The organism is Acinetobacter sp. XS-4 (assembly GCF_023920705.1).
Taxonomy (GTDB): Bacteria; Pseudomonadota; Gammaproteobacteria; order Pseudomonadales; family Moraxellaceae; genus Acinetobacter.
Map to the genome: position 1 here is coordinate 1058600 of NZ_CP094657.1, position 17654 is coordinate 1076253.

Annotated in this window: 12 protein-coding genes; 8 read left to right on the forward strand and 4 right to left on the reverse strand. The window is 37.4% G+C overall.

The genetic code is table 11. From position 1 onward, the window contains the following. Positions 1-10: 10 nt before the first annotated feature. A complete protein-coding gene (locus MMY79_RS04950) occupies positions 11-1330 on the reverse strand; it encodes a D-alanyl-D-alanine carboxypeptidase PBP6B (protein ID WP_252612361.1) in 1320 nt (439 codons plus the stop codon). Positions 1331-1501: 171 nt separating this feature from the next. On the opposite strand from MMY79_RS04950, the gene MMY79_RS04955 reads away from it, so the two are divergent. From MMY79_RS04955 to MMY79_RS04965, 3 genes are all read left to right on the forward strand, one after another. Then, complete coding sequence (locus MMY79_RS04955) at positions 1502-3205, forward strand: PDZ domain-containing protein (protein ID WP_252612362.1); 1704 nt, start codon at positions 1502-1504, stop codon at positions 3203-3205. 398 nt (positions 3206-3603) lie between these two features. Further along, complete coding sequence (locus MMY79_RS04960; protein ID WP_252612363.1) at positions 3604-5841, forward strand: NADP-dependent isocitrate dehydrogenase; 2238 nt, start codon at positions 3604-3606, stop codon at positions 5839-5841. Between the two features lie 114 nt (positions 5842-5955). Continuing rightward, a complete protein-coding gene (locus tag MMY79_RS04965) occupies positions 5956-7578 on the forward strand; it encodes an LA2681 family HEPN domain-containing protein (protein ID WP_252612364.1) in 1623 nt (540 codons plus the stop codon). A 34-nt stretch (positions 7579-7612) separates the two neighbouring features. On the opposite strand, the gene MMY79_RS04970 is transcribed toward MMY79_RS04965, so the two are convergent. Continuing rightward, positions 7613-8401, reverse strand: a complete 789-nt coding sequence (locus tag MMY79_RS04970; RefSeq protein WP_252612365.1) for an rRNA large subunit pseudouridine synthase E — start codon at positions 8399-8401, stop codon at positions 7613-7615. A gap of 196 nt (positions 8402-8597) precedes the next feature. Here MMY79_RS04970 and icd point away from each other — a divergent pair, with 196 nt between their 5' ends. Then, positions 8598-9854, forward strand: coding sequence for an NADP-dependent isocitrate dehydrogenase (icd, locus tag MMY79_RS04975; RefSeq protein WP_252612366.1), 1257 nt, complete (start codon positions 8598-8600; stop codon positions 9852-9854). 41 nt (positions 9855-9895) lie between these two features. Here the strand turns inward: icd and MMY79_RS04980 are convergent, their stop codons facing one another. Both MMY79_RS04980 and MMY79_RS04985 read right to left on the reverse strand, forming a co-directional pair. Further along, complete coding sequence (locus MMY79_RS04980; RefSeq protein ID WP_252612367.1) at positions 9896-10021, reverse strand: hypothetical protein; 126 nt, start codon at positions 10019-10021, stop codon at positions 9896-9898. Further along, positions 10018-11196: a YbfB/YjiJ family MFS transporter gene (locus tag MMY79_RS04985; RefSeq protein WP_252612368.1), complete on the reverse strand. Its 1179-nt coding sequence runs from the start codon at positions 11194-11196 to the stop codon at positions 10018-10020. The genes MMY79_RS04980 and MMY79_RS04985 overlap by 4 nt, the downstream gene beginning before the upstream one ends. Before the next feature lie 96 nt (positions 11197-11292). Here MMY79_RS04985 and MMY79_RS04990 point away from each other — a divergent pair, with 96 nt between their 5' ends. The 4 genes from MMY79_RS04990 (at position 11293) to MMY79_RS05005 (ending at position 17621) form a co-directional block, all read left to right on the forward strand. Beyond that, a complete protein-coding gene (locus tag MMY79_RS04990) occupies positions 11293-12174 on the forward strand; it encodes a LysR family transcriptional regulator (RefSeq protein WP_252612369.1) in 882 nt (293 codons plus the stop codon). Between the two features lie 208 nt (positions 12175-12382). Continuing rightward, positions 12383-13774: an L-cystine transporter gene (locus MMY79_RS04995; RefSeq protein ID WP_252612370.1), complete on the forward strand. Its 1392-nt coding sequence runs from the start codon at positions 12383-12385 to the stop codon at positions 13772-13774. A 146-nt stretch (positions 13775-13920) separates the two neighbouring features. Continuing rightward, positions 13921-14736, forward strand: a complete 816-nt coding sequence (locus MMY79_RS05000; protein WP_252612371.1) for a PhzF family phenazine biosynthesis protein — start codon at positions 13921-13923, stop codon at positions 14734-14736. A 122-nt stretch (positions 14737-14858) separates the two neighbouring features. Beyond that, positions 14859-17621, forward strand: coding sequence for a pitrilysin family protein (locus MMY79_RS05005; RefSeq protein WP_252612372.1), 2763 nt, complete (start codon positions 14859-14861; stop codon positions 17619-17621). Positions 17622-17654 lie beyond the last annotated feature (33 nt).

Sequence of the window (17654 nt, forward strand, 5' to 3'; positions counted from 1 at the left end):
TTTGATGTTTTTAGTGCGAATCTACAGGGTAGAGTTTTACAGCACTATGTTCACTTGATGAAAAAATAGAGAAGAGGCCAGAAAACCACATCATGATTTTTTGGAAAATATTGGCTTCTTCAATATGCACGTTATCTTCAATTTGAAGACTACGGATGAGTTGATTATTTTGATAAATCGATACTGTTGCCAAACTCATGACTTTCATTAACGGTGCAGTTAATTGTTTTTCATTGAGTTCAATGTTTACACGTGTTTGAGTCGTTTCAAGTGGAGCAATAACCTTAGGTTGCAGGTTGCTATCAAGTACTTGAACGCGCTGAGTCACATTATCAAAATTATTTAAGTCGATCGGTGCTGGGTCAGCATATAAAGAAGTCGTTACAATCGTAGGTTGCTTTGTTGCTACCTTAAACATCTTTAAAGTTGACTTTACAACAGGCAGCTCGGCAATTAATTTTTGCTCAGGAATAATGACTTCATCGCGTGTGTAGGTATAAGCAAGATTCATTAATTTATCTGCAATCTCAGCACGTTTTACCGCACTTGGTGTACCTAAAACAATAACTAATAAACGTCTTTGAGCTAAGTCTGATGAAAATGAAGGACGTGAAGCTGTTAATGCCAAATTATAACCAGCTGCTTTAGTGTAACCCGTTTTTAGACCATCAACAGATGGGTCATATTTCAAAGCAAGGTTAGTCGCATGGTGAAAACGTTGGTTGTAGCTAAAGCTTGGCATTTTTGAATAATGTAAATATTCAGGCGTTTGTTTAACTACAGCTTGACCTAATAAGCTTAAATCATGTGCCGTAGTGTAATGATCAGGCATTGTAATCCCAGGAGGATTACTAAAGTGAGTATCTTTCATACCCAAAGCCTGAGCTTCCTGATTCATACGTTGTACAAAGTGAGGAACATCACCAGAAATTTTTTCAGCTAAGGTCACGGCTGCATCATTCGCAGACATCACAATTAAACCTGCCAATAACTGATCAACTGAAATTTGTTCACCAGCTTTAAGGTACATTTGTGATTCATCCCACTGCACGACACTTACCACTGGTGTTGCAGTAATGATTTCTTCTTTTTTCAGCCTTCCAGCTTTAATCTCTTTTAAAGCAATATAGGCAACCATCATTTTGGTTAAAGATGCTGGTGCACGTTGCACATGGCTATTATGCTCGGCAATGATTTGACCCGATTGAGTATCTACAATAGTCCATGCAGCGGCTTCAACACTTTCAGGTGCAATATTGAGTAACGCAGCATTGGTTAGGGTAGTGCAGAAAACACTGAAGAGGGTAAAAAGAGATAGAAAAAATTTCACGGATGACCTTAACTTTTACTGGCAAATACGGGACACAGATGCCCAGCATGCTATGCCTTTTTTTAATGGAAGGCTAGTGGAAATTGTTGCCAAAAAATACATGTACGCAAGAGGATACAAAAAAGTGATAATCTAATGTGAAGCCGTTCTTATTTTTAAATTGAAGAATTTATGTTGCATTATCAAATTGAGTTCGATGATTACAAACAACACCTTGTTCACGTGACAATTCGCTTTTTAGCCAATCCGAATCAGGAACTTTGGCTACCAACGTGGATTCCGGGTAGTTATCTAATTCGAGAGTTCTCAAAACATATTGAATCCGTTAAAGCTTATGATGAAGCTGGACGTCTGCTAGATATTAAAAAAACGAGCAAAAATCGTTGGCGTTTATTTAATACTGATCATGAATTAATGACGATTGAATATGATGTTTATGCATATGATTTGTCTGTACGTGGTGCATATGTCGATCAGACACGCCTCTATGTTAATCCGGCGTGTGTATGTTTGGCTCTAGAAGGACAAGAGGAGTCTGCTTGTGAAGTCGAAGTTTTCTTGCCAGATGAATTAAAACATTTTCAGTTGGCGACAGGTTTGGCTTCAAAAAGTCTAGTCAAAGGTCGCTTTACTTTAAAAGCCGATCATTATGATCAACTGATTGATAGCCCGTTTGAATTGGCTGATCAAACACGTTTTGGTTTTGAAACACATGATATTGAACATGAGTTTGTAATTTCTGGCCCACATAATGCCAATATTGATCGCTTAAAAGCCGATATTGAAAAGATTTGTGCAGCTGAAATAAATATGTTCGGTTCAGCGCCATTTAAAAACTATACCTTTATGACGATGGCAACAGGGAATAGTTATGGTGGATTAGAACATTGCAATAGCACAAGTTTGATTACACCACGTGACGATTTACCAAAATCGAATGAACCAACTGAACCTTCTAAAGATTATCAACGCTTTTTAGGCTTATGTAGTCACGAATATTTTCATTCATGGTTAGTAAAGTTTATCCGCCCAGAAAACTTTGCAAACTATAATTTGCATCAAGAAGGTTACACCACTTTACTTTGGATATTTGAAGGCTTTACTTCATATTATGACGACCTGATTTTATTGCGTAGTGGCGTAATTTCTCAGAAGTCTTATCTTGATTTACTTAAAGCACAAATTGATCGCTATTTACAAAATCCAGGCCGTTTTGTTCAAACAGTTGCCGAATCAAGTTTTGATGCTTGGATTAAATTTTATCGTCAAGATGAAAACTCAAATAACGCGGGTACCAGTTACTACAATAAGGGTGCTTTGGTTGCGCTGTGCCTAGATTTAGGTTTACGTCTACGTGGTTCTAGTCTTGATGCTTTAATGCGTCGATTGTATGAAAATACTCAAAATGGTATGCAAGTAAATGAAAGAACCATTTTTGATTTATGTAAAGAACTGACGGGTGATAATTGGATTGAACAAATTAATCATTTGATTAACACGACTGATGAATTACCGCTTGATCAATTACTTCCTGAGTTTGGTTTAAGCTATAGAGTTAAAACCGACAAATCTTTGCCATTAGGCTTAAAACTTGCCGATAAGCCAGAAGGTGTGCTTGTGCAAAGTGCCCGCCGTGATAGTGCAGCAGCTAAAGCAGGTATTTCTGCCAATGATGTGATTATTGCAATTGATGGTTTAAAAGCATCCACTAAGCTTATCGAGAAGTATGCAAAACAGGGTGGCACTTATACTGTCTTTGCTTTCCGTCGTGATGAGTTAATATCTTTTGAAGTCGATTGCACAACATCTGATTTAACCGAAGTTGAACTTATAGTTGAAGATCAAGCTAAAACTGAAAAATGGTTAAAAGTTTAGATTAAAGCTAAATAGTTTATAAAAAACCGATGTTTTGCACATCGGTTTTTACTTTTAAGTACTTCCAAAAGATGAAATCCGTTTTACCTTTGAGTTTATTTTGAATGAAAAGTATAATAATTGTCAGAACACTGAAAGATATCTCATGTAATTTAATGATGTTTAATGCCTGAAAAGTGATCTGAATGTGCGTATTACAATAAATTAGATATGAGAAAATTATCTATATATTTATATTATGTATTATTTCGCTACGAAATGTCGTTATCACTAGATATTTCGTTGACTGGAAGGCAATGAGAGTCGATACTCTCAGGGTTTTATTTAAGCATATCGGTTCGTAGGCACTGGGCCAAAAGCTCGGTCCTCAATACTCAATCAAACGGAAGGGGCTATATATGGCTGGTGAAAAGTCAACTATTATTTACACACTGACTGACGAGGCGCCACTATTGGCGACCTATTCGCTACTGCCGATCATTGAGACCTTTACTAAGCCAGCTGGCATCGAGATTATTAAAAGTGACATCTCTGTAGCTGCACGTGTGCTCGCAGAATTCGCTGATTACCTAAGTGAAGAGCAAAAGGTATCCGACAACCTTGCAGAGCTAGGTCGTCTTACACAAGATCCAGATACTAACATTATCAAACTCCCGAACATTAGTGCGTCTGTTGCGCAATTAACTGCATGTATCAAAGAGCTTCAATCAAAAGGTTATGCAATTCCTGATTATCCGGAAAATCCTGCAACCGAAGAAGAAAAATCAATCAAAGCTCGTTATGGTAAGTGCCTTGGTTCAGCAGTAAACCCTGTCCTTCGTGAAGGTAACTCTGACCGTCGTGCTCCAGCAGCAGTTAAAAACTATGCAAAAAAACACCCTCATTCAATGAGCGAGTGGAAACAGTGGTCACAAACTCATGTTTCACATATGGAAGAAGGCGACTTCTACCATGGTGAAAAATCAATGACTCTTGACCGTGCACGTAACGTGAAAATGGAACTTATCACGAACAGTGGTAAGAGCATTGTTCTTAAGCCAAAAGTTGCGCTACAAGACGGCGAAATCATTGATTCAATGTTCATGAGCAAGAAAGCACTTTGTGATTTCTATGAAAAAGAACTTGATGATTGTAAAGAAGCGGGAATTTTATTCTCTCTACACGTAAAAGCGACAATGATGAAAGTTTCGCACCCGATCGTTTTCGGTCACTGTGTGAAAATTTACTACAAAGAAGCTTTTGAAAAACACGGTAAGTTATTTGACGAATTAGGCATTAACGTCAATAACGGTATGGCTGGGTTATACGAGAAAATCGAAACTCTTCCAACGTCATTACGTGAAGAAATCATTGAAGACTTACATGCTTGTCAAGAACACCGTCCTGCGCTTGCAATGGTTGACTCAGCAAAAGGCATCACTAACTTCCATTCACCAAACGACATCATCGTTGATGCTTCTATGCCAGCTATGATCCGTGCTGGTGGTAAAATGTGGGGTGCTGATGGTAAGCAATATGATGCTAAAGCTGTTATGCCAGAATCAACATTTGCTCGTATTTACCAAGAAATGATCAACTTCTGTAAGTGGCATGGTAACTTCGATCCGAAGACTATGGGTACTGTACCGAACGTTGGTTTGATGGCTCAAAAAGCTGAAGAATACGGTTCTCACGACAAGACTTTTGAAATTTCAGAAGCGGGTATTGCAAACATTACCGATCTTGACACTGGTGAAGTGTTATTGACTCAAAATGTTGAAGAAGGCGATATCTGGCGTATGTGTCAGGTTAAAGATGCTCCGATTCGTGACTGGGTAAAACTTGCAGTAACTCGTGCACGTAACTCAGGCATGCCTGCGATCTTCTGGCTTGATCCGTACCGTCCACACGAAAATGAATTGATCAAGAAAGTACAAACGTATTTAAAAGATCATGACACGACTGGTCTTGATATTGAGATCATGTCTCAAGTTCGTGCAATGCGTTACACACTTGAGCGTGTAGTACGTGGTCTTGATACGATTTCTGTGACTGGTAACATTTTACGTGACTACTTAACAGACTTGTTCCCAATTATGGAACTTGGTACTTCTGCGAAAATGTTATCTATCGTTCCGCTTATGGCGGGTGGTGGTATGTACGAAACTGGTGCAGGTGGTTCAGCGCCAAAACACGTACAACAGCTTGTTGAAGAAAACCACTTACGTTGGGATTCGCTTGGTGAGTTCCTTGCTCTAGCTGCTTCTTTAGAAGAGATGGGTATTAAAGAAAATAATGCCCGCGCTAAGCTACTTGCGAAGACTCTTGATGAAGCGACTGACAAGTTACTTGATAATGATAAGTCTCCATCACGCCGTACAGGTGAGATTGACAACCGTGGTAGCCATTTCTACTTGTCACTTTACTGGGCTGAAGCACTTGCTGCACAGAACGAAGATGCTGAGTTAAAAGCTAAATTTGCTTCACTTGCAAATACTTTAGCTCAAGAAGAGCCGAAGATTGTTGCTGAACTTGCTCAAGTACAAGGTAAACCAGCTGACATCGGTGGTTACTATGCAATTGATAAAGCAAAAGTAGATGCTGTAATGCGTCCAAGTGCTACATTTAATGCAGCTCTTGCAACTGTTGGTGCTTAATTACTAACTCGTTAGTGAATAGCTCAAAAGCCGGTGTATAAACACCGGCTTTTTTATTGTCATAAATATAAAATTTAGGTACAAAGTTACAGATTAATATAAGATTCAAGTAATATGATTAAACTAAATATAGAACAGGTTAATGCATTAGCTGAGTTAGCAGATGATTTGTTACTCGATAAGAATAGAAAAGATGAGTTAGTTGAATTATTAGAAGTACACACGCAAACTTCTTTTATATTTGAAAGTGACACTTGTAAGGGATATTTCTATTATATCTTAGGTAATTGTAGTTCTGGTATATATAAATATTATAGAGAAAGTTGGTACTCTAAGGACTTAATTAATACTGTTAATCTCTATCAAAAAGCTGTCTACTTTTTAGAAAAAGAAAAAAGTGATTTGACATTACTTTCATATGCTTTGACAAATTTAGGTAATTTTTTATCATCACAAGGGCGTTGTTTTTGTGCCCAGTATTACTGGGATAAAGCAATAGAGATTGATAGAAACTGTATTGCTCTAATTGCTAAAGCTAGCGATATTCTTTTTAGAGCTGAACAATTATATGAGGATTCTCATAAATTTATTCATTACTTTTTTGCTAATAATTTGATATTGGAGGCGTATAATAAAATAGATTTTTTGGAAGAAGAACAAAAAACACCATTACAAATAGGTGGTCGATTATACATTTTTCAGAAATGGTATGATGAGTGCTTTAAAAATGAAGATTTTAATTTTTTAAAAGAATACAAACAAAATACTAATATAAAACAGGAATCTAGATATTTGAATTGGGTGGCCCAGAAAAAGCTGTTTATTAATGATTTGAATGATCTTTTAAATGATGAAATAGTTTTTCAAGATATATTAGGACTTCCATCAATGATGCAGAAAATTAATAGCGCACTAAGTTTAAAGGAGTCTTTAGTATTTCACTCAAATTTTGATGAGTTGAGAAATGAGTATACATATGCTCGATTTTTGTTATTCCAAGCATATGAAATAAAGGAAGATTCTGAACATTTTTATAATAAAACATATTCTCATGTCTACGATACATTGCATGCGATTGATAATTTAAAGACTTCTCATATGAAAGCCGCATTCAGAATCCTCTATTCAATATTTGATAAGATTTCTTATTTCATAGCAAAATATTTTAATTTACAAATAGAAGATCGACAGATAAGTTTCCAAAAGATATTTGGAGAGTATAAAGGAGGAAATTTTAAACCAAATAATATTTTTAAAAATTCAAAAAATTACTTTATTCACTCGTTATTCTATATTCTTAGAGAAATAGAGGAAAATTCAAAATCTCCTGAGTTTTATTTAAATCTAGAAATATATAAATTAGCAACAATAAGAAATCACCTTGAACATAGATCCTTTAGAGTAGTTGATGACTTTGGATATGAATTAAATACAAAATATAATTATAGTGAAGTATTTAGATATCAAGAGTTATTAGTGAAAAAAGATAAACTTGAGGGAAATAACCTTCAAAGCTCCAATGAATACAAAGAAATTATAGAGAAAATAAAAGAAAAAGAGATTAAATCTAAGTATATTTTTGAAATACCAATTTCAGAATTTGAGCAGTCTTTAATAGACTTAGCTAGGCTTGTTAGAAATTCATTAATGTATTTATCTTTAGCAGTACATTATGAGGAGAGACAGAAACCCATTGATAAAGAACTTATCTTGAGTAAAGGAGTACCGATAAAATAAAAGCCCACCGAAGTGAGCTTTGAAAATTTACATTTTATCGATCATTGCGACCACGACCACGTGGTGCTTTAGCATTTGGACGAGTTGTGCCATTCGTTTTACGACGAGGTTTCTCACTTTCATCCATCTGCCAGATACGTTTTGTACCAGACTTCTTCGTAGAGCCATCTTTATTCTTACGAACCATTGGTTTACCGCCAGTACCACCTGGTTTTTTCACATATGAACGTGAACGATAAGGCTCTTCAGCAGGTACATCTTTAAAGTCAGGGTAAAGCAAAGGCTCAATTTCTTTCACATCCCCAGGTCTTAAGCCGAGTTGAACTAAATCAATTGAACCAATTTTAGTACGAATTAAACGTAAAGTTGGAAAACCTACTGCAGAAGTCATACGACGAACTTGACGGTTACGGCCTTCGCAAATTGAAATTTCGACCCAAGATGTCGGAATATTTGCACGAAAACGTACAGGTGGGTTACGTTCCCATAACCATTCTGGTTCACTTACTTTAATGGCGGTTGCAGGAAGCGTCATACCGTCATTCAGTTCTACACCTTTACGAAGCTGTTCAAGCGCTTCTTCAGTTACATCACCATCAACTTGAACTAAATACGTTTTGTATTTTTTATTCGCAGGATTGGTAATGAACTGATTTAGACCACCATGATCGGTTAAAAAAACTAAACCCTCAGAGTCCATATCAAGACGGCCTGCCAAACGCAAAGTCGGGTCATCAACAAAGTCAGAGACGGTCATATGCGCTTCGTCTTTACGAAACTGGGAGAGAACGTCATAAGGCTTGTTGAGAATGACAATTTTCATAAAAAATGGCTTCTTCTTTCAAATAACTAGAGAAAACATTGAGGTTTATTTAAGTGAGAAATTTTATTATTTCTCATATAAATCCCAAAAATGATTAAATTCAATTAAGCTATTATGCGTTAAGAAGAGTTGAAAGTATTGTGTATCGATAATTATTTTTAGTTAATTAAGTATTATAAAAGGGAGAATGCACACAATGGGTTATCAGAAGATTGTGGTTCCTACCGATGGCGACAAAATCAAAGTAAATGCAGACCTGTCACTGAACGTACCAAATCATCCAATTATTCCTTTCATTGAAGGTGATGGTATTGGTGTGGATATTACACCAACCATGAAAGCAGTCGTAGATGCTGCTATTTTAAAAGCTTATGGTGGCAAGTGTTCGATCGAATGGATGGAAGTGTATTGCGGCGAAAAAGCCAATAAAATTTATGGCAATTACATGCCAGAAGAAACTTTCGAAGCACTTCGCGAATTTGTTGTATCAATCAAAGGCCCTTTAACGACACCAGTGGGGGGTGGTATTCGTTCACTCAACGTTGCCTTGCGCCAAGAATTGGATCTATATGTTTGCGTACGTCCAGTGCGTTGGTTTGAAGGCGTTCCTTCACCTGTTCAGCACCCTGAATTAACGGATATGGTGATTTTCCGTGAGAACTCGGAAGATATCTATGCAGGTATTGAATGGAAAGCTGATTCTGAAGAAGCTAAAAAAGTGATTAGGTTTCTTCAAGAAGAAATGGGTGTCACAAAAATCCGTTTCCCTGAAGGATGTGGTATTGGAATTAAACCTGTATCGAAAGAAGGTTCACAGCGTTTAGTCCGTAAAGCTATTCAGTTTGCAATTGAAAATGACAAGCCTTCGGTGACCCTTGTTCACAAGGGCAATATCATGAAATACACCGAAGGCGCATTTAAAGAGTGGGGCTATGAACTTGCTCTAGATCGTTTCGGTGGAGAGCTAATTGATGGCGGTCCATGGGTTAAAATTAAAAACCCTAGAACTGGTAAAGATATCATTATTAAAGATGTGATTGCCGATGCGTTCTTACAGCAAATCTTAATGCGTCCAGCCGATTACTCTGTTATTGCCACCCTAAATTTAAATGGGGACTATATTTCTGATGCTTTAGCAGCGGAAGTAGGCGGCATTGGTATTGCGCCGGGTGCAAATATTGGTGGTGCAATTGCAGTTTATGAGGCGACTCATGGCACTGCGCCTAAATATGCGGGTCAGGATAAAGTAAACCCAGGTTCTATTATTCTTTCTGCTGAAATGATGCTACGTGATATGGGCTGGACAGAAGCTGCTGACCTAATTATTAAAGGTATTTCTGGAGCGATTGCAGCTAAAACCGTAACTTACGATTTTGAGCGCTTAATGCCGGGTGCAACCTTGTTACGTTGTTCTGAATTCGGTGATGCGATTATCAAACATATGGAAGATTAAATAAATTTTGAATAAGAAAAGCCCTCGGTTGAGGGCTTTTTTTATTGCATAAATTCGGGATGCTTCGGAGTTTTAATAAAGCCGATTTTCTTCTGATAACTCTGGTCTAGGGCTTGAATAAAAAGAACAAAGGCAACTAGAAATAAAGGAAAGAGCAGAGTTTTCACGATTTGGTTTCTCCGAGAGTTGAGGTGAAAGAAGGGCGTACAGGAAATAAAAGGCAAACCGCAAAAAGAAGAACGATTCCACCTAACAGAAAGAGATGGGCATAAGACCAATGCAAATGATGCAAAGTACTAATGACAACCCCACCTAAAAGTTGAGTGCTAGCAAACCCAATGGTGGCAAGGCTCCAAAGCTTTTGATAACGTTGCTCATAAATCTGTAGCAGACTATAAGAACTAATAAATACGGTTGCGGGAGTGAGTAAGCCTGTCAGAAGCGAAGATAAGGCCAGTAAAGAAGTGGTCTGTGAAAGGAAAGGTAAAACAACAGCTAGGCAGTAAATGGCATATAACCATTTAATGGCCTGTATATATCCCATTATTCGGCTTAAGTAATAAGCGACAAATGCACCAATGCAGCTTCCCATTCCATAGAGAACCCAAAATAAATTTCTTTGCTGTAATGGAAAATGTAGAGTTCCAGATAAATAATCCATCCAAAACAAAGAGTGTGGAATATAGGCAAAGGCACTACACATATAGGCAATAATAATGACAAGACCTAAATGTGATTTTTGTGAAGCTTGTAGAGTAGTAGATGGTGGTTTAATCATCTGTGCCGTATTACGACTTAATAATCGATAAAGAGTTAAGCTTCCTAAGAGAGAAATACCGGCAAAAATATCCCAAACATAATGCACCGGCATATTTTTAAGTAAGGGAATAATAATGGTGGCAGATAACACACCTGCACCAATCCCGCTAAATCCTAAAAAATTAACTTTTAATCTTTGCGTGGTTGGAATGTATTTCATTGCAAAGCTAGGCGCTAAAATCATAAGTAAGCCGCCAGCAATACCTGAAATCGTGCGCCAGAAAATGAACCAAACTAAAGGCATATCCATGAATGAACAGCTTAGTAGGCTGAGACTACCTGCTATAGTCGAAAGTAAGATCATGGGTGGAATGTACTTTTCTTTAATACTCAATAGCGCTAATAAGGCACCCATGAGATATCCCAATAAATTTGCACTGCCTAGGTAACTGGCAAAATCATGGGTCCAGTGGTACTGCTCGATCATGATGGGCATGAGCGCTGTATAGGAAAATCTAAAAACGCCAATTCCCAGACAAGTCGCCAAAAAGATAATTAAGCTCATTCGATAAAAGGTAGACATGAGAAGACACTCAATTTTTTTATTATTAAAAGCGAGTTTATCAATCATTAAAAATGATTTAATATGATGGGAGTTATCTTATTTTGAGATAGTGAAATGTTGCTTAAGTCTTTAGAGTTTTTTTTAGCAGTTGCAGAGAGTGGAAGTTTTTCATTGGCTGCACAAAAAATGTATACGGTTCAATCGAATATCACGAGCCATATAAAAAAACTTGAAGAAGAGTTAGGGGTTATTCTATTCAATCGTAATAATCCTGTGACTTTAACAAATGCCGGACAACAGCTACATAGTTATGCTGTTCAAATGATCTCATTACATCAGAAAGCAAAAAAAATCTTTCAAGAGGGTGGGATTGATCCTGCTGAAACCATTCGACTTGGAAGTATGGAAACAACCGCCGCAATACGTTTGCCCCAGTTACTCAATCAATGTATGCAGCAATATCCGACTTTACCTATTGAGCTTCAAACTCATCCGACAGGTTATTTATTAAATGCTGTACATGGGGGAGAATTGGACTGTGCTTTTGTGGCATCTAAACATTCTATTCCTGAGCTGTATAGCATTCCTGTGTGGCATGAAGAACTGGTTCTAGTTTGCCCTAAGCAACAAGAGAGCTTCCCAGATAAGACAACCCTTGCAAAAACCAGATTTATTGCATTTCGGCAAGGTTGCTCATATCGGCATGCCATAGAACTTTTCTTGAATGATTTTAGTATTCCGCCTTCACAAATTATGGAAATGGGAAGTCTTGACGGAATCGTGAGTTGTGTAGAGTTAGGTGTTGGTTTTGCCTTATTACCGAAGTCATATCTCACAAAAGTTGCAGATAAAGTTTCAGTCAATTGTTTTGCACTAAATACAGCATCTGCTCATTTTACTACCTACTTGGTTGCCCAGTTACCAGAAACATGGGGAACCAATTTAAAGCAATTTATTCATTTTATTGAGCAACAATTTGAATTAAAGGTTGCTTAAGTAGAGGCTGATTTTTATACATAAATATCTTACTTAATTTATAAATTAAAAGTGATATATATGTATTTAAAAGTCATTTTATATTCTCGCGCAAGTTTGTAATCATCTTGATGCTATAAAATTGTTGAAAAGGGTAGTTTATATAGGCTGGCTATGGTCAAATATGCCCCCTTGAAAGATGACACAAGCAATAATTTGGAGTTTGGGAATGAATATACCCTTAATCATCAATATTGTGGTTTTTGTCGGGTTAATATTTTTACTCGCCCAAACACGTAAAACAGACTGGAGCTTATCGAAAAAAGTTCTGGCTGGCTTAGTTCTAGGTGTGGTGTTTGGTTTAGGACTACATTTGATTTATGGTGGTGGCCATCCGATTCTTGCTGAATCTATTAGCTGGTTTAATATCGTTGGGAATGGCTATGTAAAACTTTTACAAATGGTCGTTATGCCTTTGGTATTTGTGTCTATTTTGGGAGCGGTTGCAAAATTACACCAAGCCTCATCTTTAGGCAAAATCAGTTTCTATACGATCGGCACTTTACTTTTTACAACGCTGATTGCTGCACTCGTAGGCGTATTTGTTACTAATCTGTTTGGCTTAACGGCGAAGGGTTTAGTGCAAGGCGTTGCTGAAACTGCACGCTTAACTGCCATTAATACAGATTATGTAGGCAAAGTTACCGATTTAAGTGTACCGCAGTTTATTCTTTCCTTTATTCCAAGTAATCCATTTGCTGAATTAACTGGTGCAAACCCAACTTCAATTATTAGTGTGGTTATTTTTGCTGTCTTTTTAGGGATAGCAGCGCTCAACCTCATGAAAGATGATGCAGAGAAAGGCCAGCGTATTCTGACTGCAATTCAGACGTTACAGTCTTGGGTAATGAAGCTTGTTCGTTTGGTAATGACGCTTACACCCTATGGTGTTTTTGCGCTTATGACCAAAGTTGTGGCAAGTTCGAATGTTGCAGATATCTTAAACCTAGGTGGCTTCTTGGTGGCTTCTTATTTAGGTTTAGCCATCATGTTTGTCGTGCATGCCATTATTTTGACCCTGACAGGTGTTTCTCCAGTTAAGTTCTTCAAAAAAGTTGCTCCTGTTCTGACTTTCGCATTTACCAGTCGTTCAAGTGCTGCAAGTATTCCACTGAGCATTGAAGCGCAAACTCGCCGTTTAGGTATTCCTGAATCTATTGCAAGTTTCTCTGCTTCTTTTGGTGCGACCATTGGTCAAAATGGTTGCGCGGGTTTATATCCAGCAATGTTGGCAGTCATGGTTGCGCCAACCATGGGAATTAACACGCTAGACCCAATGTGGATTGCATCGTTAGTTGGTATTGTGACTTTAAGTTCAATTGGTGTGGCTGGAGTAGGTGGTGGTGCGACTTTCGCTGCGCTGATTGTTCTTCCAGCTATGGGGTTACCTGTGACTTTGGTTGCACTTCTTATTTCAATTGAACCACTCATTGATATGGGACGTACTGCATTAAACGTTAATGGTTCAATGACTGCTGGTGTTGTGACGAGTCAATTGATGGGCCAGACCGATAAAGAAATATTAAACAGTGAAGATGAAGTTGAACTAACCCATCACTAATCAGTTGTAAGAGACGACCTAATCAATTTGATTGGGTCGTTTTTTTATGGGTAAATGATGGCTGTGATGCTAATTTTTTAAAATCTGTGTCTGTTTATATGTAAGAAAAATGAAGACAATAAGTTAATTTAAAAGAGTTGAATATCATGAAAATGTATCAAGTCGATGCTTTTACAAAAGAGTTATTTCGTGGCAATCCTGCGGCTGTGATTGTTGAAAAAGAATGGCTAGATGCAGATTTAATGCAAAAGATCGCATTTGAAAATAACTTGTCTGAAACTGCTTTTGTAAAAATCATAGACTCTGAAAATTATGAAATTCGTTGGTTTACTCCAACGGTCGAAGCAGATTTTTGCGGGCATGCAACTCTTGCCAGTGCTTTTGTATTATTTAAAGATTTTACTGACAAAAAGACCATTAATTTTCATGTACGAAACTTAGGTCTTTTTATCGTTCATCAAGATGAAGATGACAAAATCAGAATGAATTTTCCAATTCGTAAAGCTCATCAAGTCGAAGATTACCCAGTTGTTTTACGTGAGGCGTTAACTAAACCATTTAAAGCGGTTTATCAAAACGTTCAAGCCTACATTGTCGAATATGAGTCAGTTCAAGATGTATTAGATGAGCAGCCTGACATGAGTTTGCTCAAAACTCTAGGTAAACGGACTGCAATTACAACTACAGGAATGGAGGTTGCCATAACCTCAAAAGCCGACCAGCAATATGACTGCGTATCGCGTTATTTTGCACCTGTTGCGGGTATTAACGAAGACCCTGTTACAGGTTCAATTCATACCGCAATAGCGCCGTTATGGGCAGAAAAGCTGGGCAAAAATAATATTTTGGCTTATCAGGCTTCTAGCCGTGGTGGTGTTTTATATTGCAATGTCCTGTCTGAGGAACGTATTGAAATTTCAGGATATGGGAAACTTTATATGCAAGCTGAAATTTTTCCTTAAAAGATAAAGCCGTTTAAATAAACGGCTTTTTTTTCAAATCTTTACTATTAATATCAGCTTAAATTTCCTACTATAGTCCCACAACTATTGATTTTTTATTATTCAAATTAATTGGTATTTATATGTTTATGCAGTTTAAACAACTGACTCTCTCCCTATGTATTCTTGGTTTAAGTGCTGCGTCTTTTGCACAAACCACACTAGTAAAAAGCAAGCAAAATATTGAGGAATATAAATTAGATAATGGTTTTCGGATAGTACTTGCACCGAATGACAAAGAAAATAAAATCTTTATTAATACCATTTATTTAACAGGTTCATTAAATGACCCGCAAGGTAAAAGCGGTTTAGCTCATTTGCTTGAACACTTGGCTTTTAAGGGGACAAAAAATGTTAAAGGGGAAGAGTTTCAGCGTCGTCTAGATCAATATACATTGATGACGAACGCCAGCACAGATTATTACTCGACCAAATATACCAATATTGTTCGTCCGGAAAAGACTGCACTCAATGAAGTGTTATATCTTGAATCGGAACGTATGGATAAATTAGTTCTACAAGAAAAATTTGTTCCTTCTGAAATTGAAATCGTAAAGCGCGAACGCGAAGTCCGTATGGATCAACCTTTTGCTGTCCTGATGGATCAAATGTGGAAATCAGCTTATGGCAATCAATATTTAGGTCGTTTACCGATTGGTGATTTACCTGAGCTTAAATCGATTAAAATGCCTGAGCTAGACCGTTTTTATCGTAGCTGGTATGCACCCAATAATGCAGTCATGGTCATTTCAGGTAAGTTCGATAAAACAGATGTTTTAAAAACTGTTGATCAATATTTTAGTCCAATTGCGGCGCGTGAGGTTCCGAAGCCTGTACAGATTCCTGTACTTGACTCCACAAAAATAAAAAATCGTCAGTTTGTGGTGAAAAAGGGGAGCGATCTCGCTAAATTCCATATCTATATGAATGGTAAAAATACCAAAATTCAGCCGACACTTGCTTTAGCACCTTTGTTATATACCATGCAGCCAAGTGGTCACCTATACCAGAACATGGTTGAAACAGGCATTACCACAAATGTTGATGCGAGTACGTGGTTAGACCAAGATTTTAATGTGGTGTTTCTGGGTGCCATTTATGCACCAAGTAATGACCCTAAAAAAGTTGAAAGCTCTTTGCTAGCTGGTATTGAGAAAGGAAAGCCTTTTACTGAAGTTGAATTAAATCGTGTTAAGAGTTTAATGAAAACTCAAGGTGATTTAATCACTAAAGATGCTGTAGCACTTGGTTCACGTTTGAGTGATTACACGGTTGCTGGTGGGCAATGGGATCAATATTTTAAAGATTTAGATTCAGTAGAAAACGTTAAGTTAGACCAAGTGAATCAAACTTTAAAACAATTCCTTGTGGCGGAGCATCGCATTGACGGTGATATTTTGCCAACACCTGAAGATCAGAAAAAAGCTCAACAACAAAATGCAAAAGAGGTACCTAAAACTCTAGATCAGGTAGAAGCAAAGGCAGAGCCTTTAAAAGATCCAAAGGTGTATCAACAAGAAGTAGCGGAGTTTTTAAAAACTTCTAAGCAATATGTTGAAAGCAATGAGAAAAAGATTATCCGTGGAAAACTAAAAAATGGAATGAAGTATGCTTTATTCCCAGTTGAAACACGTGATGATCGTACTTATGCAACGATTACGATGGACTTCGGCACAGAGAAATCTTTATTTAATAAGGGTACGGTCGTTGATCTAACCTCATATTTACTGCTTCGTGGTTCTGATAAATATAGTTTGCAAGATATTGCCGATAAATCGATTGATGCGGGCGGCGCGGCTTATGCAAGTGCTGACGGCAATGGCATGACCATTAATATTCAGTCTAAATCAGAAAAATTTGGTGAGTTTTTCGAGTTTGTTCTGGATGTGATGAAAAATCCGAAATTTGAGCCATCTCAATTTGATTTAATTAAATCGCAAAGTTTATCAAGCCTTGATCGTCCTTATACCGAGCCAGATGTAGTAGCGGGTTTAACGCTTTCACGTTTGCTTGAAGAATATCAACCGGGTGATTTGCGTTATCACTTTGAACCTGAACTGGCAAAACAGCAATTGAAAAATGCCACTCAAGAACAAGTGAAAGAGTTGTATGAGCGTTTCTTTGCAATGAATCATGCTCAAATTGCCATTACAGGTAAATTTGATGCGAAAAAAATGCAGAAATTACTTAATCAGGAATTTGGTCGTTGGAATGGTAAACAGCCTTATCAAAAAATCTTGATTAATCATGTTGATTTTCCAGCACAGCAAGTTCATGTTTTATCTGAGCAACGTGAATTTGGTAGTTACCAAAGCGTGCTTTCAATTCCAGTTGGGAAAAACCATCCAGATGCATCTGCTCTCATTTTACTTAACTATATTTTAGGTGAGTCGCAAATTTCATCACGTTTGGCTCAAGAGCTTCGTGAGAAAAATGCGCTAGTCTATGGTTTTGGAAGTGGGCTGCAACTTGATCGTGATACGAATGTTGGGGCCTTAAGCATTAGCGCAAATTATACTTCAGGTCGCTCAGCACAAGTGTCTGCATCAATACATAAAGTATTAAATGACTTGTTGAAAAATGGCGTGACTGAGCAAGAGCTTGCAGCTGCTAAAGCAGATATCATGAAGAAACGAGTTACGGCATTAGAAGATGAACGTAATATTCATGGGATGTTAAATCTACAGCTTGAAACAGATAAAACATTACAAGACCGGATTCGACATGATCAGAACTTGACCAAGCTGACTGTTGCAGATGTAAATGCAGTAATTAAAAAGTATATTAAACCTGAACATTTGGTCGAAGTTATGGCTGATCAATATGGTCAGGCAGCAAAAAAATAAAGCCTTCTTACAAATAAAAAGCCACTAAATTGT